This window comes from Algoriphagus chordae, from assembly GCF_003254055.1.
Lineage (GTDB): Bacteria > Bacteroidota > Bacteroidia > Cytophagales > Cyclobacteriaceae > Algoriphagus > Algoriphagus chordae.
On sequence record NZ_QKZT01000010.1, the window covers coordinates 165040 to 187471 of the forward strand.

Annotated in this window: 16 protein-coding genes; 3 read left to right on the forward strand and 13 right to left on the reverse strand. The window is 42.2% G+C overall.

Translation table 11 applies throughout. The features are described from left to right. Positions 1-4: 4 nt before the first annotated feature. Positions 5-1168: a cytochrome P450 gene (locus LV85_RS12685; RefSeq protein WP_111319962.1), complete on the reverse strand. Its 1164-nt coding sequence runs from the start codon at positions 1166-1168 to the stop codon at positions 5-7. 172 nt (positions 1169-1340) lie between these two features. Here LV85_RS12685 and LV85_RS12690 point away from each other — a divergent pair, with 172 nt between their 5' ends. After that, positions 1341-2180, forward strand: coding sequence for an AraC family transcriptional regulator (locus tag LV85_RS12690; RefSeq protein ID WP_111319964.1), 840 nt, complete (start codon positions 1341-1343; stop codon positions 2178-2180). A gap of 22 nt (positions 2181-2202) precedes the next feature. On the opposite strand, the gene LV85_RS12695 is transcribed toward LV85_RS12690, so the two are convergent. From LV85_RS12695 to LV85_RS12710, 4 genes are read right to left on the reverse strand one after another with little or no spacing between them, the layout of a single operon-like run. Continuing rightward, on the reverse strand, positions 2203-3543 hold the full coding sequence (locus tag LV85_RS12695) for a c-type cytochrome domain-containing protein (RefSeq protein ID WP_158531181.1): 1341 nt from the start codon (positions 3541-3543) through the stop codon (positions 2203-2205). A gap of 1 nt (position 3544) precedes the next feature. Further along, entirely contained in the window at positions 3545-4657 is a 1113-nt protein-coding gene (locus LV85_RS12700) for an NHL repeat-containing protein (RefSeq protein WP_211318408.1), read from the reverse strand. 4 nt (positions 4658-4661) lie between these two features. Then, positions 4662-6143, reverse strand: coding sequence for a DUF1501 domain-containing protein (locus LV85_RS12705; protein ID WP_111319968.1), 1482 nt, complete (start codon positions 6141-6143; stop codon positions 4662-4664). Positions 6144-6147: 4 nt separating this feature from the next. Next, complete coding sequence (locus tag LV85_RS12710; protein ID WP_245942291.1) at positions 6148-9411, reverse strand: DUF1553 domain-containing protein; 3264 nt, start codon at positions 9409-9411, stop codon at positions 6148-6150. Between the two features lie 154 nt (positions 9412-9565). Here LV85_RS12710 and LV85_RS12715 point away from each other — a divergent pair, with 154 nt between their 5' ends. Next, positions 9566-11197 (forward strand): transcriptional regulator, encoded by a 1632-nt coding sequence (locus tag LV85_RS12715; protein WP_111319972.1) that lies wholly within the window; start codon positions 9566-9568, stop codon positions 11195-11197. 51 nt (positions 11198-11248) lie between these two features. Here LV85_RS12715 and LV85_RS12720 read toward each other — a convergent pair whose 3' ends face one another. From LV85_RS12720 to LV85_RS12755, 8 genes are all read right to left on the reverse strand, one after another. Further along, positions 11249-12229 (reverse strand): family 16 glycosylhydrolase, encoded by a 981-nt coding sequence (locus LV85_RS12720; RefSeq protein WP_211318409.1) that lies wholly within the window; start codon positions 12227-12229, stop codon positions 11249-11251. Positions 12230-12374: 145 nt separating this feature from the next. Further along, a complete protein-coding gene (locus tag LV85_RS12725; RefSeq protein ID WP_111319976.1) occupies positions 12375-13388 on the reverse strand; it encodes an L-rhamnose/proton symporter RhaT in 1014 nt (337 codons plus the stop codon). A gap of 36 nt (positions 13389-13424) precedes the next feature. After that, on the reverse strand, positions 13425-14468 hold the full coding sequence (locus LV85_RS12730; RefSeq protein WP_111319978.1) for an aldose epimerase family protein: 1044 nt from the start codon (positions 14466-14468) through the stop codon (positions 13425-13427). Positions 14469-14477: 9 nt separating this feature from the next. Next, a complete protein-coding gene (locus LV85_RS12735; protein ID WP_111319980.1) occupies positions 14478-15572 on the reverse strand; it encodes a mandelate racemase/muconate lactonizing enzyme family protein in 1095 nt (364 codons plus the stop codon). Then, on the reverse strand, positions 15569-17026 hold the full coding sequence (gene aldA, locus LV85_RS12740; RefSeq protein ID WP_111319982.1) for an aldehyde dehydrogenase: 1458 nt from the start codon (positions 17024-17026) through the stop codon (positions 15569-15571). The genes LV85_RS12735 and aldA overlap by 4 nt, the downstream gene beginning before the upstream one ends. Before the next feature lie 27 nt (positions 17027-17053). After that, positions 17054-17824, reverse strand: coding sequence for an SDR family NAD(P)-dependent oxidoreductase (locus LV85_RS12745; RefSeq protein WP_111319984.1), 771 nt, complete (start codon positions 17822-17824; stop codon positions 17054-17056). Positions 17825-17849: 25 nt separating this feature from the next. Then, the gene (locus tag LV85_RS12750; protein ID WP_111319986.1) at positions 17850-18866 is read right to left on the reverse strand and encodes a zinc-dependent alcohol dehydrogenase; all 1017 of its coding nucleotides are present in this window, start codon (positions 18864-18866) and stop codon (positions 17850-17852) included. A 24-nt stretch (positions 18867-18890) separates the two neighbouring features. Next, a complete protein-coding gene (locus LV85_RS12755; protein ID WP_111319988.1) occupies positions 18891-20102 on the reverse strand; it encodes a glycoside hydrolase family 117 protein in 1212 nt (403 codons plus the stop codon). A gap of 400 nt (positions 20103-20502) precedes the next feature. Between LV85_RS12755 and LV85_RS12760 the strand changes: the two genes are divergently transcribed. Continuing rightward, entirely contained in the window at positions 20503-22173 is a 1671-nt protein-coding gene (locus LV85_RS12760; protein WP_111319990.1) for a hypothetical protein, read from the forward strand. The last annotated feature ends 259 nt before the right edge of the window (positions 22174-22432 follow it).

A 22432-nucleotide genomic window follows, 5' to 3' on the forward strand; every position in this document is an offset into this window, starting at 1 on the left:
TTCTTTATGGGGTTATTGCATTGAATTTCACACTGATTTTATGGTAGCCTACCTTACGTTGGAATCTGCCCCATTGCTCTATATTCTCTTTCAAATCAAGAATGTCTATTGATTCTATTTTCTCTGAAAGTTCCTTTAATAGAATTCTCAAAATCTGTCGGGCATGAGTAGCTCCAAGACAGTTATGATGACTGAAACCAAAACCCACATGAGGATTGATTTTTCGGTTCAGGACGATTTCATCCGGGTTTTCAAAAACATTTTCATCCCTATTGGCAGAGGCCCAGCAAAGGGAAACCCGACTATCTGCTTTCGCAGCATGCTCACAGACCTGCGTATCTTCGGTCACTACTCTGCCCATGTGGGTCAAAGGCGAAAAGTACCTGATCATTTCTTCCACTGCATTAGTAATGATTTCAGGCTCCTTTCTCAGCCTTTTCAGAGACTTAGGATGATCTGCAAAATAGGCAATTGCATTGGTGACGGCATTAATAACGGTATCCCGACCTCCGGCGAAAGTCAAAACCATCACCCCTTTTGCTTCTTCTTTGGTCAGCTTTCGCCCATCAAAATCTGACTGCATGAGTACCGAATACAAGTCATCGGATGGATTGGCGATCGCACGATCAAGTTCACGCTCTATATAATCATAAAGCACATTGGCTTTATCCGCATCCAAAGCTTCTCCTTCACTACGAAAAACGTGTGTCCCCCAGGATATCCAAGTTTCTGACTCTTTAAAAGGTGTATTGAGCAAAAGCGTCAGGGCACGGGACTGTAAGGGTAGCGCAAATTCATTGACCACTTCCAGGGATTCCTTAGCCAACATCTCTTCAATAATACTTGAAACCATCGTAGTCAAAGCTTCCTGATAACCCGCATTGTTAGGACGCTTAAACCATGCTTCTAGGACTGATCTGTATGCACCGTGTTTTGGAGGATCCACTTCAAATGGAATTTGCCGCGTATCACGAATATTCACTTCAGAAGGAACCACAATCCTTCCAGGAACCGCCTCCGAGGTAAAAGTCTTGTAATTATGTGCAGTCTTCCTGACATCTTTGTGGCGCAGCAACATGGTCACAGGGTCATTTTGGTCGTCTATGGTCTCATAGCCACATTTGGATCTTTGCGCTGCAAAAGGATCAGGTATTTCACTTTTTTTCATGGAGTTCGGTTTCTGCTTAGGGCATTGTTTCTTGGTTTACAATAATTGCCAAAAAACTATTCAGATAACTTCCCTATTTTCACCAATAAGTAATCTATTATGTCCTCTATCGATATTTTTGGATAAATTATTGATTAAATAGTAAACTTAACCATATTATAACTAAAAGCTATTGAAGCCAATTTTAGAACCCATACCCTTAGGAAATCAGAAATCTATCCTAGGTTTCTGTTTTGATAAAAAGGATTTTGAAACACCCTGGCATTTCCATCCTCAGCATGAACTGACCTACATTGAAGAAAGTGTAGGAACCAAATTTATTGGGGACTATGTAGGTGGATACCAGCCAGGAGAATTGGTTTTGTTGCGATCAAATCTTCCCCATTGCTGGAAGAACAATACCTCCCAGTCATCTAATTCCAAGTCATATGTAGTACAATGGAATTTGGGGATCTTTCCAGAAGTGCCAGAATTAGACTCAATTCATCAATTGTTAAAGACCGCCTCCAGAGGTTTGATTTTTGACAAAGAGCAGGTGAGGCACTTTATTCCCCTAATTAAAACCTTCCCGGATTTGTCAGGGCAAGAGCTATATATTCAACTTCTGGGCCTACTTTCAGCACTTAGTAAAGCATCCTATACCCCACTTTCAGCCGCGAGTTTTACAGATGATATTCCCAGCGAATACGGCACACGAATGGCCAAAATCCATGACTTTGTAGGAGAAAATTTTGGGAGGAAAATTTATCTGAAAGAATTAGCGGATTTAGTAAATCTCTCAGAGCAATCCTTTTCCAGATTTTTTACCAAGATGATGGGAAGGCCATTCTTTACCTTTCTGAATGAATATAGAATAAATCACGCAGCGAGGATGCTGGTGGACACAGAGGAACCCATAGCGCAAATCGCCTATGCCTGTGGCTACGATTCCCTTCCTTTTTTCCATAAGAAATTCAACGAATCCTACCAGATATCCCCTGCAAAGTATAGAAAGAGGTATTTCAAGAAATAGTGATACATTAACTACTTTTGATTTAACCTATAAACTCCACCTCACCCAATTGTTTGGCTGTGATTTTGGTTTGCCAGACATACACTGTTTTAAGCTGTTTGAATTGTTCAAAGCTCGGCAGACAAGCATCGGTCAATTCATTTCCATAGAGATTCACTACCTGAAGTTTTGGGAATTTGGCTAGGAGACTTACACTTTGGTCGCTAAGTTGATTTTTCTCCAATCTCAATTTTTCCAGATTCTTCATGGCTACCAAGTCACCTAGCTGTACATCCTCCAAACCAAGATTTGAAATATTTAGCCAGATGATGTTATCCTTTATTCCTTCCAGCTTTTTTAACATTTCGCTTAGGTTTTGATTAGCCAGCACACTCGGAGGAATACTGACATCATACCGATATGAGCCCGCCAAAAGCTCACGAATCACAATGCCTGTCTCCCTGATTTGAACCAAGGTCATAGAATCAACAGCTGTCAGAGCATAGGTAGATTCTTTCCCAGAATGGCTAGAGTCGATCAATCCTAAGTAAGTACCGGCTAAATTCTGAATGCTGTCATTTCCGTAGCTTATTAAAGGTTTGTCAAAGTCCTCGCCGGCTTGGATCCAAGCTTCAAGCAATCCGATTTCATCTGCAGTCAATTGGGATTTTCCCTTCGGTGGCATCATCTCCTCATCAGATTCTGGCAAGTGAATTCTCCGGATTAACTCACTGGTTTTTTCCGATGCAGTAAAGAACAATGATCCACTCTCCCCACCTTTTTTAATAGCAACAAGATTTTCAAGAGATAAACCACCTTTTAATTTATCGGTTCTATGGCAAGAAATGCATTTCTCCTGTAGAATGGGCTGAATCACATGGCCAAACAATACTACTTCATCCATACTTGCCGGCGGAGGTAACTGATTGGCTCTACTACCGATAATTGGCGCATATTCAGTAAGAAAATCACTACCATGTGTCAAACTACCTCCTATGTGTCCCGTGAAATTCAAGCCGCCAAACATAAGAATCATAAGTCCCGAAGCAATTGCAGAAGGCCATTTCCTCGTCAAATCTGAAGAAAAGACCAAATAAGAAATAGCAGCAAGTACAGTAGTGATGATTCCGCCCCACATATGCTGTGAAAGTAAAGCACCTTCATAGCCTCCACTGGTAGAAAGCAGATAACCTGCTACACACGCCATTGCCGCACTGAAGGTTCCCATCAACAAGCAAAAAGCTATTGCCTGATCAAAAGCCTGTTTTTTCTTCCATTTTTGAAAAACCCACATCAGGAATGCCATAATTAAAAACCCAATCGGCAGGTGGACAAGGATAGGGTGAAATCGCCCAAAGAAAATTGCTAAATCCTCCATATTCATATTACACACGTTGAAGTTTGATCGGTGGACTCCCATTGGCATTCCACTGACAGATGTATAAATTTTTATCCTCATCCACACAGACGTCATGTCCGTGATAAAAAGGCTTGTGCCCCAGTTGATAAGATGGTTGCAACTCTCCTGAAATATAGATGGGTTCTGTGCCACCGGGATTAGACACCACTATATCTCCATCTAAAACTGTCACAAAACCGGTATGCTCCTTCCAGTTAAATTTGCCGTCTTTAGGAGTTGACCAACATACTCCTGCATAGAGATTTTGCTCATCAAATACAGCACGGCAAACATACATATTTGGCACATTTACAGTTTTTTGATAGACCCCATCTAAGGAGAAGAATTTGAATGAGTTTTCTGTTCTGGAGGTACAAACCACCTTAGGATTAGCTGGATCCCGAACATCCAATGACACCCCGTGGGCATTGAAAATGTTGTAATTGCTATCCTCATTTTGATGCCCTCCCCAATGTCTGATATATTCACCAGCGCTATTATATTGAAGTATATAATCCATCCCGTAACCATCTGCTACATAGATATCTCCATTTTGAGGGTTCACTGCCACTTCGGTAGGTCGAAATATATCTCCTGATTTATAAATACCTATCGTTTGCGGATGTCCTATATCAAACAAAGTTCTCCCATCCAAGGTCGTCTTGGAGACCCGCCCATTATGGGCCACCATATCACTATTTTTGCCCATAAACCAACCCGAATCAGTAATAAAAAGAAATTCCTCTCCACCTTCATCGGAAATCGTAATACCATGCCCTCCGGGATGAGATGTACCCCAACAGTCCTGTAGTTTTCCTGATTTATCAAAAACCAATACATTGTTTTGAGGATGATCACCTATCATGATTAGCCTTCCTTTACTATCCCTTACCATTTCATGGCAGTTCAATATGGGGTATTTGATAGGATCCAACCTTGCCCAGTCCCGCACCATCCGATAGCGAAAATCTCCATGGCCCAGAATTTCGTCTTCTAATATTGGTTTAGAGATAATATTGAAGCTATGTAAAGGAGATACTGTAGAAATGCCTGAGATCATGGCTACTTTCTTCACAAAGTTTCTTCTAGAATCCAGCATAGTCTTAGGCAATTAAATCCTTGATAACGCTTCCTTCTACATCTGTGAGCCTAAATCTTCTCCCTTGATGCTTAAAAGTCAATTTCTCATGATCCACCCCCATGAGGTACATCAAGGTGGCATGAAAATCATGAACAGAAACAGGGTCTTTGGTAATGTTATAGCTGAAATCATCTGTCTCTCCATAGCTAAAGCCTGGCTTTACTCCAGCTCCTGCCATCCACATGGTAAAGCACCTAGGATGGTGATCTCTACCATAATCATCCGCAGTCAGTTTTCCCTGAGAATAAACTGTTCTTCCAAATTCTCCACCCCAAATCACCAGAGTATCCTCTAAGAGCCCTCGCTGTTTAAGATCTTTAATTAAGGCAGCCGTAGCTTGATCGGTGTTCTTACATTGATTTTTGATCCCACTAGGGAGATATGCATGCTGATCCCATCCCCTGTGATAAAGCTGAACGAATTTCACATCCTTTTCCAACAGCCTACGTGCCATCAGACAGTTGGCTGCATATGTACCAGAATCCCGACTATCTTCTCCATACATATCAAAAATATAGTCTGGCTCATCCGACATATCCGTCAGCTCAGGTACAGAACTCTGCATTCTATACGCCATTTCATATTGTGCAATCCGCGCGTTGATTTCCGGATCCCCATAAGAATCATATTGTGCAGAATTCAGCTCTTTCAGATAGGCAAGCATTCTTCCCCGGTCTGCCCCATCATAGTTTTCCGGGTTGTTTAAGAATAAAACCGGATCTACACCAGATCTGAATTGTACTCCCTGATGTTCAGTAGGCAAAAAACCATTCCCCCAAAGTCTGGCATAAAGTGGCTGACCGCCCGCATTCTTTGAATTAAGCACAATAAAGGATGGCAAATTTTGATTATCAGATCCCAGTCCATAACTCGCCCAAGAGCCAATAGACGGTCTTCCTGGCAACTGATGACCAGTCTGGAAAAAGGTAATTGCCGGATCATGGTTGATCTGCGGCGTATGCATGGATTTGATAAAGCATAAGTCATCGACCACCTCAGCGGTGTGAGGCATCAACTCACTGACCCAGGCTCGACTTTGTCCGTACTGATCAAATTTAAAAATAGATGGAGCGATAGGTAAAGAAGACTGGTTGGCACTCATTCCAGTGAGTCTTTGCTCCCCTTTTATAGATCCAGGGAGATCCTTGCCAAACATTTTAGCCAATTCGGGTTTGTAATCAAAAGTCTCGAACTGCGATGGACCTCCGCTTTGAAAGAGATAGACCACTCGCTTAGCTTTTGGGATAAAGTGTGGTAAACCAGGTAATCCGCCTATGCCATTGGGCAGCGGGGAAGCCATCATCTTATCTGCGCCCAATAGTGAACCCAGCGCTAAAGCACCAATACCTAGGGAGGTTTTGGTTAGAAATTCTCTCCGTCCTATATTTCTTTCAATGGATTGCAAATCTTTATTTGATGAGGTTATTTTATCGTAATGGCACATGGGCTTATCGTTTAGTAATTACTGCATCTGAATTCAAAATTGTACTGGCGACTACCGCATTGGCTGCAACCATAGAACCATCCAATGAATCGTCGATTCTATACTGTCCTGATTCCAACCAGCCTTTCGCTCTTGTTTTATTTGATCGAAATGCTTCATATTCTTCTTCCTGTACTTTTTCAAGAATGGCTAATTCATTTTCGCTGGGAAATCTCCCTGACAATCGCAGAAAAGCATCTTTAATCGCTTTTTCCTTATCACCGGAAAGCGTCATAATTTCGCCGATCTTCCTGCAGGCTTCTACATAGGTGGGATCATTTAAAAGGACCAGGGACTGAAGCGGGGTATTGGTTTTTTGCCTGCGAACGGTGCATTCATTGCGCTCTGGCTGATCAAACGTCGCCTGGGTGGGATTCGGGATGGTCTTTTTCCAGAAAGTGTACATACTTCTTCGATAGAGTTTCTCGCCCACATCAGGCACATATACCGTAGAATTCATCGACCATAGCCCTTCAGGCTGATAGGTTTTGACACTTTCTCCTCCTACTTTATCTACTAAAAGCTCACTGGCTACTAAGGCATTATCTCGGATCATTTCGCTACTCAGTCGATTTTTTGGTCCCCGTGCCAGTAGGATATTGTCTGGATCAAAATCTCGCATCTCAGGACTAGTAAAGGAAGACTGCTGGTAGGTAGCAGACATCACTATTTTCTTTTGCAAAGCCTTCACATCCCAGCCACTGTTCATAAATTCCAGAGCAAGCCAATCAAATAATTCTGGGTGACTTGGAAGCTCACCCTGATTGCCAAAATCCTCGCTGGTCCGCACAATACCTTTCCCAAAATAATTTTGCCAGTAGCGATTCACCGCTACTCGTGCAGTGAGGGGATGGTTGGGATCAAAAAACCATTCTGCCAATCCTAATCGGTTTTTCGGCAATTCCTCCGCCATCGGAAGAATCTCACTCGGGGTGTTTGGAAAAACCTCCTCTCCGTAGTTCTCATACAAACCACGTAAAAGAATGTAAGTTGAGCGGGATTCGGGCATATCTTTCATCACCATGACCTCTTTAACATTTTCTATACTATCTACATAGGCAGCCCGTGCTTTGGCTACAGCCACTAGAGCTTCGGAATAGGATTTGTCCCGAGCGATGTGGTATTCCTTTAAAAGGGTGCGTTCTTCAGAAGTCATCTTATCAGGAGATTTTGAAAGTATCCCTTCAACTGTTAAAGGATCTGCCAGGGCTTTCACTTCCAATCCCAGCAGCTGTCTATCATAGACCCTAAGTTCATCTACTTTTCCTCCCTTCAAGCCAAACCCTCTCCATCTGCCTCCAATACTCAATCCCGGTTCAATAGGCTTCGGATAAATTACATCTTCATAATTTTTGAAGATGATATCCTTGTACAGGTTATCGTGTTTTACCTGCATTTTCATCTCCTCTCCATTAAGGAAAAGTTTAACCCCGGATGCCTTACTTGAACCGTCGTAGGTAAGTGTCACATAATTCCAAGAGTCAGTAGGAAGTGATTCCAAGCTGATCTTCTCAATGGCATTTTCTGGCCAAGTATGAGCGAGCATGACCTCGAGTTTTTTGTCTCGATAGTACAGGTGATATCCTTTATATGCATGAAGAGCGGTTCCCATGTTTTTGTGAAAAATCACACCTTCTTTCAGCGAGTCAGGTACATTGATCCATAATCCTATACTGAAGGGTTCATTCCTTTTGTAGATCCCTACTGGCTTCAGATCCACCCATGCATCTCCGTCCAGATGTAAGGCTTGGGAATTTTTCCCCTTTACAAACTTTGGTCGATCAGGGTTGGCATACATCAAGTCCATCTTCCCTGATTCGCCTGATTTCCTGTTGGTCAAATTCCCATCGAATGAAAAATGAGCCGCGAGTCCTTGGTCAGCCTTAGGTATCTTTAAGGACTGATATGCTCCTGATTCCACCCATTTTTCTGCAGAGATTTGGGAATCTTCCTCCAGATTCTCGACCGCAGTCTCCTTTTGTGTTACTTCCTTCTTTAGGTAATCCAGAATCTTTTTTTGCTCCTCAGTAGGCAACATCAGCGTAGGAACAGGAATATCCATTGGGTCTCTGGAGATTTGCCCGGATTCGTTCACTTGGTTGAAAAAGCTATACAACTGGTAAAACTCCTTGTGGGATATAGGGTCGTATTTATGATCATGACATCGCGCACATCCCGCGGTGAGTGCCATGATTCCCTGACCTACCACCGATGTACGGTCAATCACCCCCTCAACACGGTATTCCTCCGGTACGATTCCATCTTCTGAATTTTGAGAATTTAATCGGTTAAAACCCGTAGCCAAAATCTGATCCTGAGTGGGATTGGGTAAAAGATCTCCTGCCAATTGAAACGTTATAAAATCCCTGTATGTAAGGTTTTCATTGAACGAGCGAATCACCCAATCTCTCCAGGGGCTCATATCCCGATAATCATCTACTTGGTAGCCATGAGTATCAGCAAATCTCGCCACGTCCATCCAGTCTGTAGCCATCTTTTCACCATAGTGTGGGGAAGCAAGTAATTTATCCACTTGCCTTTCGTAGGCATCAGAAGATTGGTCTGAAAGATAGGCCTTGACATCCTCAGGTGTGGGAGGCATTCCGGTAAGATCTAAGAAAAGCCTTCGAAGCATTAGCTCCTTATCAGCCGGTGGGGAAGGTTTTAAGCCTTCTTGATCCAACCTATTTAGCACAAAAAAGTCTATCTCATTTTTAGGCCATTTTTTGTCTGAAACCTTTGGGAGTTTTTGGGGCTCTGGCTTTACAAACGCCCAATGTGGCTTATACTCCGCTCCCTCTTCAATCCATCGAACTAGTATAGCCTTTTCTCGACTGCTGAGAGTAAGGTTAGATTCTGGTGGTGGCATAATTTCTCCCGCATCTTCAGACATGATGCGGTGAAACATCTCAGAATTTTTTAAATTTTTAGGTGTAATAGCAAAGTACCCTGGTGATTCTGGAAGTTCTTGGTACGCTGTCTCTGCACTGTGCAATTGTAGTCCTGCTTCAATCTTTCCTTTGTCTGGTCCATGACAGGCAAAGCACTTATCTGAGAGTATGGGTTTGACGTGAATATTAAAATCCAACTGCTCAGGCAAGTCATCGTAGGCTATAGCGATTTCCTCCGGTAAATCCGGTGAGCAGGAAATTAAGGCTAATAGCATCAGCAAACAGCTAAAGAAATGATAGATCTGTTTTTTTATCATGCTACTTTGGGTCTTTGTCATGTTTTAAAATTCTTAGCACAAGGTGTTTGTACTAAGCAGCAAAACATAATTTTCTATATAGACTTGATATAGACTGAAGGGAAAAATGGTATAATCAGTAGATCTAAAAATTACTTTAAAAAGCTTTTATGGGCATATTTGAGAAATTCTTTAAATGAAAAACCCAACATATCCATATAGACTCCTAGTGGGATTCGCTGCACTTCTGATCAGCTCGAGTTGCTTTGCCCAAGTGGATCAGCTGAGATTAAAAAATTCCGATGAGGAAGCTGTTTTTTTCGAAGACAGCCTTTTGCTTCATCAATCCGATCCGCAGATCAACGAACTACAGCAATCATATGCAGAAAGCCTCGCACAAGGAGATACCCTAGAAGCTATTACCGCGCTGAATTCACTTTCTCGCCTATATACCAATCGGGTTAATTATGCCAAATCCTATGATGGCTACTGGCAAGCTATGCTGCTGGCTGAACTTGTGGGTGCAGAAAAATCCAAAGCTAGCAGCTATAATGGCCTGGCAATTCTCTATAGCCTATACGAGCGAAAGGATGAAGCTCTGAAGTACTACTCACTAGCTCTGGACATTCACAAAAGACTAATCAATGCAGGTACGCTGGATAGTTTAAGTTTACGAGAGAGCTACTTCCCTTTGGCTGTTCACTATAAATATGAAGGACAATTTGCCCTGGCCAATGAATACTTGGACAGTTGTGAACTGATCAAAACTACAAATCTTGGTAATTCGCTTCTGACTCAGGCAGAGCGGGCTCACATTCAGGTCCTCGAAGGGGATTTTCACTCTGCAAGACAACTCTTTGACAATCTGGATGAAGGAATGAAAAAGCAGAATCCCGAATTCCTGATTATTTTTTATAACTACATAGCAGACATGCACTTTCTCTCAGGAGAGCTAAGTGCAAGTGAAAACAGTTATAGACAGGCTATAGCTGCTGCCTTCGAGTATCAAAGTCACCTCAACTACATTCCCGACATCTATGAGAAACTTGCTTCCGTTCTTTCCAAGTCAGGAAAAGCTGTGGAAGCGAACCACTACCTGAAGTTGGCTAATGACATCAACCGCTCGCTTTACAGTAGCCGAAGCCCAAATAATCGCTACCTCTTGGAAATAAAAGATGAGTTTAGACTACAACAGCAAAGAAATAAAGAAGCAGCTCAAGCCCAGGAACTTAAAAATCTACAACAAGAAAATGAGATTTCGCAGCTACAGAAAACCCTATTGGTTATTGGGATAGGGTTTATTATTTCCATTGGTTTCTTCTTCTTCAAGTATTGGCGCTCCAAGCATAAAGCCGAGAAAAGGCAAATTGAGAATCTACGGAAATTGGAGATTGAAAAAGCTCAAGAGATTGTCCAGATCAAAAACCAGGAACTGACAGGTTCAACTCTAAAAATTATCGCCAAAGATGAGCTTCTGAATGAGGTCAAGGAAAATTTGAGAACTCTAGAGTCTAAGCCAAACCCCAATGATATCAAAAAATTAATCCGTGCAATTGATTTCAATAAGGATCAAAGTTGGCTGGATTTCGAAAAGCGGTTTTTGGCACTGAATGAAAATTTCTATGAGAAAATCAGAACACTTCACCCGAACTTAAAACCCTATGATCTCAAAATTTGCGCGCTGATCAAACTGGATTTTAGTGGAAAAGAAATAGCCCGGTTACTGGGGATTTCTCCTGAAAGTGCCAACACTTCGCGCTACAGGCTCAGAAAAAAGCTGGAATTAAAAACAGAAGACAATCTGGCTGAATATATTCAGCGAATCTAAGTTTCTCTTTTATAGGTTTTGTTTACGAATCAACGCTATTTATTCTTCCTACTATTTTTCCACTGGCTTATACACCCTTATCCACTTCACTCTGAAGGTATGATCCTCTGTATTAGCCAATTCTGCATCAGTAGGCGTGTAAGTTTCTGACTGTAAACCCGATTCAGGACTCGATCTCCAGGTTTGATCCTCCACATTGATGATGATATCCATTTCCTTACTCAGCCCAGTTCGTGTATCCTTCGTGGTATTCCCCGGCTCTTCAGCATTTGTATAAAATTTGGGATCGATCATATCCTTGCCCGAAACGGTACGAACCAACTCCCCATCTATATAATATTCCAAATGCCAAGGATCTTTCCAGTACACTCCATAGCGGTGAAATTCTTCCCTCCAGATTTTGCCATCTCGATACCAGGAACCGGAATCCGTGGGCTGATAGTCCTGAAAAGGATCTCTTATAAATACATGATGGCTGAGGTGTATCCGCTCGGCAAACCAGCTGGTATTCTGCTGTGCACTTGCCGAGTAACTAGCTCCATAGGCTTCTACAATGTCTATTTCCTGAGTATCATCAGGGCTGAGAAGCCACACATCGGAGGCCAAAGTAGAATTCATCACTTTGGCATATGCTTCCACATATACAGGATAGGAAACCCGGACTTTGGATGTAATACAACCCAGCAAAATCTTATCGGAATCCGACTTGCGTGCAGCAATCATTTGCAACTGACCATCTTTCACTAAGGAATGATTTCTTCTCCACTCCGTCAGTCCGGGACCAGCCCACTGGTTATGGTAGAAATCATCCCATTTTTCCAGAAACTTCTCACTTTTTCCATCTGCTGAAGCTTCATACTCAAAGTCATCCGAAAGCTCCTGAAATTCCCATTTTTTGTTTTCACCGGCTTCTGCTGGAACAGGGATCTCCTTCCAATTCTGTTCAGTGTCTGGAATGTCAGGACTCTGAACAGGTTCGTCAACTTCCGGATCTACCATTGGATCTGAAGATTTCGAATCCGAGCAAGACATACAAGCTATAATTAATATATATGATACAAAAACTCTCATTTTCAATTATTTATAAATCATGAAATATACCTTAAAAACCTAGGCATTAATCATTGGGTAAAATCATAAATCGTATGACAAGACAATACTCATTCAAATCTTTCTACTAATTCCCCATGGCAATCACCACAATTCCTATCACCATGCAGGCTACACCTGCGTACAGCAATTTTTTAGCTTTTGGTGAAGCAGATATCCATTCTTTGGTGATAATCCCACTAAAAATTGCCGTCACCACGCATGCTGTGTTGTAAATAGCATAACCTACCGTATTGCCTGCTTCCCCAAGTTTGAAGGCAGCGAAAGCAAACAAGGCTGAGGCTGCATAGTGAAAAACTGCCATGAACAGGATGAGTAGAAAATTCTTACCGAAGGCTGGAGTTTTAAATGCTTTCCATGCCTTCTTTTTGGAAAGATGGTAACCGAAATAGGCTGTCATCACGATACCCCCACTTATGAAAATCGGAAACATGACTGCTACCGCAGTGACCCAATCGGCATTTCCATGCGATTGGCTCGCATCATGCAAATAAGGTCTGCCCACTGCATTGGCATAGCTAAAACCCGTAGCCAATAATCCACCCACTATGGCAATCAGTATGCCTGTTGCCATGGAACCCTTATTTCCAGCTGCCGAATCTTTATTATCAACTAGAGCTTCGTCTTTTTCACGAATGAGCCCCGCTTTTCCCTTGAGGACAATGCCTAAAAGCACTATCAGTATCCCCACTAGAATTAGGATCAAGGATTCCTGATCCGGTAAGCCATCTACTGCAAAGGGTATTAGCGAACCGATAAAAATCACGGTTCCAATGAAAATGGAAAAACCCAGCGAAAGCCCAATGTAGTTGATCGCTTTGCTCCACATCATCACGCCTATGCCCCAGAGGAAACTCGCAAGGCCCATTTTAATCCAGAGCTCTGAAGGCATTTCACTGAAAATCTCACTAAAGCCTTGAATCAGTACTACGGATGCGATCACAGGCACCACAAACATGGTGAGCAAAAAGAAAAGGCTCCAGGTATTTTCGTATTGGAACCCTTTGGTAAATTTTTCGGGTAAGGCATATACGCCTAGCATAATGCCAGCAGTAATCGCCAATAATATTCCTTCGGTCATTTTGGGTGTAGTTTTGGGTGAATATTAGGAATTGATCTATTTGAAAGAAAACTTGGTACAGCTCTTAAATTTCTCGTTGGGCTTAAGAAAAGTACCTGGTGAATTGGGCAGATTTGGGCCATTGGGAAAACGATGTGTTTCACAGCAAAAACCCCGGAATTTGCCATACGACAGGCCGTTTTCACGCTTTAATGAATCGCAGGTATATTTCCCAGTATAGAATAACATGCCCAATTCATCAGTAGCCACCTCCAGTCCTATACCGGTTTCGGCACAGGCAAATTCAGCCACCTTTTCCATTTTGAAAGCAGGCTTGTCAAAGACATAATAATGCTCAAATCCATCTCCTATGGTCTGTTGCACATCTCCGATGATTTTACTTTTACTTAGGTTATCAGGTTGATTTTCTAGGTCAATCACCGATCCAGTCACAGCTCCAGTTTCATCCATGACCAGTCTTCTGCCTGATTCAATTCGGGCTGTATGCCCTAGAATATTGGAAGAAAAACCCGAGAGATTAAAATAGGTATGGTTAGTCACTGCAAAAGGAGTTTCAGAATCCGTAATGGCTTCATAGCTGATAGTGAGTTCATTTTCCTCATTAAGTGAAAAGATCACCATTACCTCTACATTCCCAGGAAAACCCTCTTCCATGTCCTGACTTTGAAGTCTCATTTCTACGGCAGACAAGTTCGGCAGATCAAGAACATTAGCCTTCCAGACTTTCTTGTCGAAACCAATTTTTCCTCCATGGAGATTATTGTTTCCTGCATTGGCAGCGAGTTTATACTGCTTATCCTTTAGCTTGAATCTGGCATTTTTGATATGCGAGCAATATCTACCTACAGTACTTCCGAAGTAGGGGGAATTAGAAATATATTGATCTGAAAAATAGCTAGATAAGCTATCGAATCCACAAGATACTTCAAGCATCTCTCCCGAGCGATTGGGCACTCGGATAGAAGTGATCGTAGCTCCATAATTCATTATTTTCACCTGCATCCCAGATGAATTACTCAAGGTGTAGATAGAAATGGATTCGTCCTCAAGCCTACCAAAATCATTTACAATAGGTTTCATAGGCTATGCTTAAGAATTTAGAAAAGGACTCAATTTTTCCCAATCGAACACTACTCCAGTACCAGGAGTGTCAGGAGCAACTGCTCTGTAATTTTCGACCACTAGTGGCCGTTTCGTATATTCATCTATGGGGAAACTATGGACTTCCAACCAACCAGCATTGGGCTGTGCGGAAACCAAGCTAACGTGTAATTCCTGCATGCCATGTGAACAGGCGGGTACATTGTACTTTGCAGCTAACTTAGCAGCTTTGAGCCAACCAGTGATTCCTCCGCAATTCGAGGCATCAGGCTGTATAAAAGAAAGTTTTGCCTGCTCCATCGCGTACTCATACTCATGGATGGTATGGAGATTTTCCCCCATGGCAAGCGGAAACCCAGTTCTATCTACAATTTCAGCATAACCTAGGTAATCATCAGGAATAATAGGTTCTTCAAACCAAGTGATGTCATACTCTCTGAAGCCTTCAATAGCTTTGATAGCCTTCTCCACATCCATAGAGTAATTGGCATCCACCATAAAAGTAACATCAGGGCCAATAAACTTCCTCACCGAGCAAATTCGATTCAAATCTTCCTGGAGGTTTGGACGGCCAATTTTGATTTTCACGGCATTAAAGCCCCTTGCCAGGTAGCTTTCTATACTATGCAGCAGCTTTTCCAGCGGAAACTGAAGATCAATCCCTCCGCAGTAAGCTTTACAGGTATTGTCTACCCCACCTGCCATTTTCCATAGGGGCTGGTTTGCTTTCTTGCATTTGATATCCCAAAGTGCAATATCAATGGTGGAAATAGCAAAGGATGCAATTCCCCCACGTCCCACATAATGGATATGCCACTCCATGAAATCGTAGATTCCGTCTATATCACTCCCATCTTTTCCCACCAGTACTCCGGCGAAGTCATATTCAACCATTGCCTTAATGGCATGACCTCCTTTTCCTCCAGTATAAGTATATCCGGTACCCTCAGTGCCATCTTCCAGTGTAATGGTGGTAGTCACCAATTCAAAGTGGGTATGATCGCCATGCTTGGCATCATTTAAAACTTCCGGTAAAGGAACCTTGAAAAGCTTACAGTTTACTTCTTTAATTAAATTGCTCATAATCTGTTGTAGTTGACGTAGAAAGTCTTTTTCTCCAAATACTGCTCAAAGCCGTATTTCCCATCTTCTCCTCCACTTCCGGATAATTTGTACCCGTTATGAAACCCCTGGTGCTGCTCACCGTGGCCTCGGTTTACGTAGATTTCTCCGTATTCCAACTCTTCGTTACAGCGCATGATCAGGTTCATGTCGTTGGTAAAAACCATGGCTGCCAAACCATATTCACAATCATTCGCGTATGTGATGGCTTCCTCGAAGGTTTTGAATTTCATGACCGGAAGAATCGGCCCAAATGACTCTTCATGCATGATGGTCATGTCCTGAGTCACATTGGTCAGTACAGTTGGCTCGAACCAATAGCCCTTTTCAAATGCAGCACCAGCAGGTCGTTTTCCACCTGTGGCAATGGTAGCTCCTTCATCCAAACTGATTTGAACCAGTTTTTCCATGTGAGCCAGCTCAGCTTGATTAACCTTTGGACCCATATCCGTGTCTTCTAGCATGGGATCACCAACTTTGATAGCCTTAGTTTTGGCGATGAATTTTTCCATAAACTCATCATAAATATCCTCCTGCACATACATGCGCTCGTTGCAGGTACACACCTGACCACAGTTGTCAAATCGGGAATGAAGTGCGGAATCCACAGCAGCATCTATATCTGCATCTTTAAAGACAATAAAGGGAGCTTTACCACCTAATTCAAGTTGAACATGAGTCAGGTTCTTAGCTGCATTTCTGGCAATATCCTGACCTACAGGAGTTGAACCCGTCATTGTCACCATTTTGGTGATGGGACTCTCCACGAGTGCGGTCCCCATAGCCCGCCCTGGTCCAGTCAGAATATTGATAACTCCTTTCGGAATACCGACTTTGTTGGCAAGATTCCCAAGTTCCAGAGTAGCCAAAGGAGTTTCTGAAGTTGGCTTCATCACAATGGTATTCCCGGCGACTAAAGCAGGACCGAGTTTTCTTCCGGCCAAAGCCAGAGGAAAATTCCAGGCGGTAATTGCAACTACTACACCTCTAGGGATTTTCTGAATCCAGATTTGTTCCCCAGGATTGTCGGACGGGATGATATCCCCTTCTATTCTTCTAGCACCTTCGCAGGCATATTCTATAAAAGATGCGGTCACAGCTACTTCCCCTTTGGCTACTTTGAGAAGTTTGCCTTGTTCCTTTACCAGCAATTCTGCCAGGTAATCAGCATTTGTTCTGATTTCAGCAGCCAGCTTGTAAAGCAATTCTGCACGCTGGCGAGGGGGCATTTTTCCCCAGGATTTCTGAGCGGACTCAGCTGCTTCCAAAGCCTGAAGTCCCTCGTCCACAGTCCCATTTTGAACTTTGGCTACTACCTCTTCAGTACTAGGATTGATGATATCTATGGTCTCTCCTGATTCAGAAGTCACCCACTCACCATTTATAAATAATTGATACTCTTTGATTGAAGACATATTTTCTATAGGTTATTTTGGGTAAAACTATCTGCCCATCCAGCCGCCATCGACCAGCATAGTAGTGCCGTTCATATAGGATGCAGCCTCAGAGCAGAGAAAAACTGTAGGTCCGGCAAAATCCTCCGGCTTCCCCCATTTTCCTGCTGGAATTCTGGATAAAATCGAAGCGGATCTTTCCGGATCGTTTCTCAAAGCCTCCGTATTATCTGTATTGATATAGCCTGGTGCAATCGCATTTACATTCACTCCTTTTCCGGCCCATTCATTGGCAAAAGCCATGGTCATCTGACCAATCGCGCCTTTGGAAGCTGCATAACCAGGAACTGTAATTCCTCCCTGGAAAGTCAATAGAGAAGCAGTAAACACAATTTTACCAGTTCCTCTTTTCACCATTTCCTTCCCAAATTCACGGGTTAGGATGAATTGAGAATTTTGGTTTACCTCTATCACTTTATCCCACATCTCATCGGGATGCTCCGCAGCAGGAGTTCTGAGAATTGTTCCTGCATTGTTGATCAAAATATCTATGACCGGAAAATCCGCCTTTACCTTCTCTATGAATTGATAGACAGCTTTCCTATCAGAGAAATCACAGGCATATCCCTTAAATTCTCTTCCAAGAGATCTTATTTCCTTTTCGACAGCGCTTCCACTTTCTTCTAAAGTGGCACTGACTCCTATGATATTCGCACCGGCTTCTGCCAGACCGACTGCCATTGCTTTACCTATTCCTCGCTTGCATCCTGTGACCAAAGCAGTCTTCCCGTCTAATCTAAATGTGTCTAATACTCCCATTATTGCTGTTTTTTGTAGTAAAAATTTAAAGTTGGCAATCCATCAAAACCTTCAATCCCTCAGGATTCTTGTCTATGTTTTCGAAGACTTGTTGGATATTGCTAAGCGGTTGCACGTCTGTGATCATCTTTTCAAAAGGGAGCTCATTGGCTGTGATCAGTGCAATGGCTTTTTCATAATCCTCCTTTTCATAAACTCTAGCACCTATCAGCTTTAATTCCTTCCAGAAAAACTTGAATAAATCCACCGGTTTTTTCTGCCCATGAATAGCCACCATCACAATACGACCACGGATTCCAGCCAATTCTGTCATCACATCTAAGGCCGGCTGAACTCCAGCCACCTCAAAGACCACATCGGCAAGTCTCCCTTCTGTTTGCTCACGCACGTACTGCACTAGATCTATTTTGGTTGGGTTCACTGCCTTCAAGCCGAATTCACCAGCCATCTGTATGCGGGTTTCATTTACTTCGGAGATGATCACATTTGCTCCGGCTTCTTTGGCAACCATAGCTACCAAAAGCCCAATCGGACCGCCGCCAAGAACAACTGACGTTTCTCCTGCCACAAGACCAGACATGCGCACATCATGAACAGCCACTGAAAGAGGCTCGATCAAGGCTGCCAGCTTCAAATCCGTCTCTGGTCTTAGCTTGTGAAGTACGAAAGCCGGCACATTCCAATACTGCTGCATGGAGCCTGGGCTGTCGATTCCAATGAATTTCAAATTCTCACAGATGTGATTGAATCCTTTGTCGGAAGGTTTTACCAGGCGATCATCCAGTGGCCTAACCACCACTTTTTCTCCTTCAGTGAATCCTTCTACATCGGGACCTACCTCATCTATGACTCCCGACATCTCATGACCTATAGTCTGAGGAATGCTTACCCGCTTATCCATCATGCCATGGTAGATGTGAACGTCAGTGCCGCAGACGCCAGAATAGGCTACTTTGATGCGGACTTCTCCTGATTTTGGCGTGTCGATTTCCTTCTCAATCACAGTGAAGGATTGATTGCCATTGTAAACTGTTGCTTTCAAAATGTTTTTGGTTTTTAGGTTTGCTTATTCTCCTTTAGCCTTATGAGTGGTTTTTCTAGCTGAAGAGAACCTCATGATGCTTTGGTAATCATAGCTGTTATAAATGTGGGATAATCCCCATCGAAGGATTTCCGTAGGTTCCTTTTCCGAATCGGCTGTACGGTTCAGCCCGATTGCATGTGGCGCTCCTTGGATGGAGGACATTATCTCAAAGTTGATCCCGTCGGGGGCCCATTGGATCGTATTTTTCTCTGGACCGTCAGTAGTAATCAAAGAGGCTATACCTCCATTGTAAGGCCAGACACAGATTTCGTGACCGCTATTACTGATTGGATTAAATTCTGATTTGATGTAGGGTCCCTTCGGATTGTCAGCGATAGCTACGCCATGTCTAATCTGACGTCCTCCAAATGTGATCTCCTCTCCCATCTGTTCTCCTTTATAGTAGAGATAGAATTTTCCATTGTAAGGAATGATACATGGATCGTGAACCTTGTGACTATCGAAATCCCCTTTTTTCTCCACAGCAAAGCGGTCTTGCTCCTCGCCTTTCCAAATGCCATTGTCGGCAGGACTGAGAATTGGTTCTTCACTTTTGGTCCAAGGACCATTTGGTGAATCCGCCCAGGCTAATCCGATTTGATTTTTGACCCGAACCGTGTAAGGGGATTTGACAGTTTGATAAGTCAGGTAATACTTATCCTCATGCTTCATGATTTCCACCGTGAACACTGATCTATCATCGTAAGCACCCGGTTCACCGCGTCCCACAGCCATACCTTCCTCTTTCCAGGTCCAGCCATCCTCGGAAGTAGCATACCAGATATCACACCTGTCCCAAGGAAAGACTTTGTTTTTATCTATGTCTCCTGCAAAGCCATCTGTAGGTCCAACACTTTTACTATACCAGACATAGTATTTGCCATTTTCAAAAATCATCGCACTTGGATCACGACGAACGACACCTTCTTCATAGGCAAGATCCCCTTTGAGAGGCTGAAGACCGGAAAATTCTATAAACCATTCATTACCGATATTCGGCCACTTTAATGCGCGCTTAGAAGCAGTACTTAGGTGATCAGCATTCGTGATACCTAGTTTGTCCAGTTGCTCTGGACTTATAGTGGCCTCTTGATCTGCAGAAATAGCATCTTTATTTCCATCTTGATTTGAAGGTGAGCAGGACTGCAATAATGCGATTCCTATGCAAGAGTAGCTTAACAAATTTTTAAACATATATAATATTCATTTTGGGTTATACTTATTAACAGACTTATATGTAAAGGGTACTAAATACTATAAAAAGACGAATCCATAAGCTCAGAATATGAAAGCTAGCTCTGCAAAATTGTGAGTCTTAATTATTGAGAAAGAAATCAAAATCATCTCTTAAAGCTGCCTTTCTGCAAATCTTACTTTTTGTGTTTCGCTTTGAACAAATATGCCATTAGAAAAGAATAATCCTCCAAAAACCACCTAGACAAAAACTGAACAAGGCGATAAAAAGTCTGAAAAAACAAAAATTTAATCTCGACGATCGATAAATTGTCCTTACAAAATTTATCGCACCATAATCGGTTTAGATTATTTTGTAAAAAACATCAATTACACCCAAAATTCGCCTAATAATACGAAAATGAGCTCCAATCATTTCGAAATTCCGCAGCTTTACTCCCAATGCATCAAATGCATTTTTACAAGATTTTGTCTGATTTGCTTCATACTTATAGGAGTAGGCATCTTGACATGCCAATCAACACTTGCACAGGACAACTATACAAGCCTAGAAAATGTACTACGAAAAAATGAACTGAAATACGTCAATACTGACAGCTCGATTTTAGTCCTGAAAACAAAAATCGAGCAATTTCGAGAAGAAAGAGACACCATAAATTTGATTAAATCTCTCAATGAATTATCCAGTATTCATGCCCACTTATTAGATTATGGTAATTCATACGACGGCTATTGGGAGGCCTTGCTTTTGGCAGAGGAGATTAATAATGAAATGCTCAAAGCCAAAATTTATCAGGAGTTGGGCTGGCTCTATAGCTTTTATCATAGGGATGAGGAAGCATTAAAATATTTCAATTTGGGTTTATCTATTAATAAGGAGTTGTACGCACAAAAAACTATAGATGTATCCTATATAATAAGTGACTATTTCTCTTTGATTAATTTTTATAGAGTAAATGGAAATTATGAACAGGCAGCCCGATACGTGGACAGTTGCTTCCAACTAAAGGATCAAACCACCAATTCCCTACTGTATGTCACTGCCGAAGACGGGTATCTTGACGGCATGAACGGGAATTACCAAAGCGCTCTAGCCAAATTAGATGAGGCCCTGGATTATTTCGAAAAAAACGACCGATCCTATCTCATCGTCATCCACACGCTTATAGGAAAGGTTTACCTCAAAAAAGGAGACCTTGCAAAAGGTGCGGAGCATTTCAATGAATCTCTTCGTCTGTCGGAAGTATTTCAAAGTCATTCCAATTACAAGCTTATGTCTCATGAAGCATTGGCATCTTTATATTCTCAGACCCGCAATTTCCAGGATGCCTTTCAGCACTCACGGGAAGTAAACAGTATAAATGCGGAGATTTTTGGCCCGAATAGTAAGAATAACAAACACTTATTTGCAATCAACGATCAGTACAGGTTGCAAAAGGAAAAGGAAAAAGAGTTGATCAAGGAGCAGCACATAGCCAATCTGGAGAATGAAGAACGCTTAAATGTTTTGAAACTATGGCTCTTGGGAGTTGTTTTATGCTCACTGGTAATCTATGGTTTGCTGTTGGTGAAGAATATCCGAAGAAAGCATAAGTTGGAGAAAAAGGCTCTGGCAGAAAGGCGGGCGTTGGAACTTCAGAAAACTAATGAGATTCTGGAGTTGAAGAACAAGGAACTTACCACCACCGCTTTACAACTGATAGAAAAAGATGAATTCATCGATAAACTAAAAAACAATCTGTCTGATGATAAGGGTCTGGTGGATGTGAACAGTTTGAAAAAGATGATCAAATCCGTCCAAGGCTCGCCTGGAAGTAACTGGAAGGAATTTGAAGCTCGCTTTACTGCCATCAATCAAAGCTTCTACGAAAACCTGCAAAAGAAATATCCAGAGCTTACACAGACAGACCTGAAAATTTGTGCCTTGGTAAAGCTTAATTTCAGCAGCAAGGAAATGGCTTCACTCCTGGGTATCTCCATAGAAAGCGTACATACCTCTAGATATAGACTTCGAAAGAAATTCAATATAGACAGGAATGAAAATCTCGGTGAGTTTATTGCTAAATTCTAAAAAGGGTGGCAGCTACTAGACAAAATAATTAGCTAAACCTACTCTAAATACACTTATGAAATCCATAAGTATTCCACACCAAGCAAAATTGCTTGGTGTTTTTTTGTGCCGTTTCAATTGTGCAAGCTTTTGCTTCAAATTGAGGTGAAAAAATATGCCCGTCAAGTGCTGTATAGTCAAAAATGGCTTCGCAATCGATATTTTAATCGATTTGTCCAGTTTTAATCGAGTTTGAAAAATGGATTGTAAGGTTTAGGAT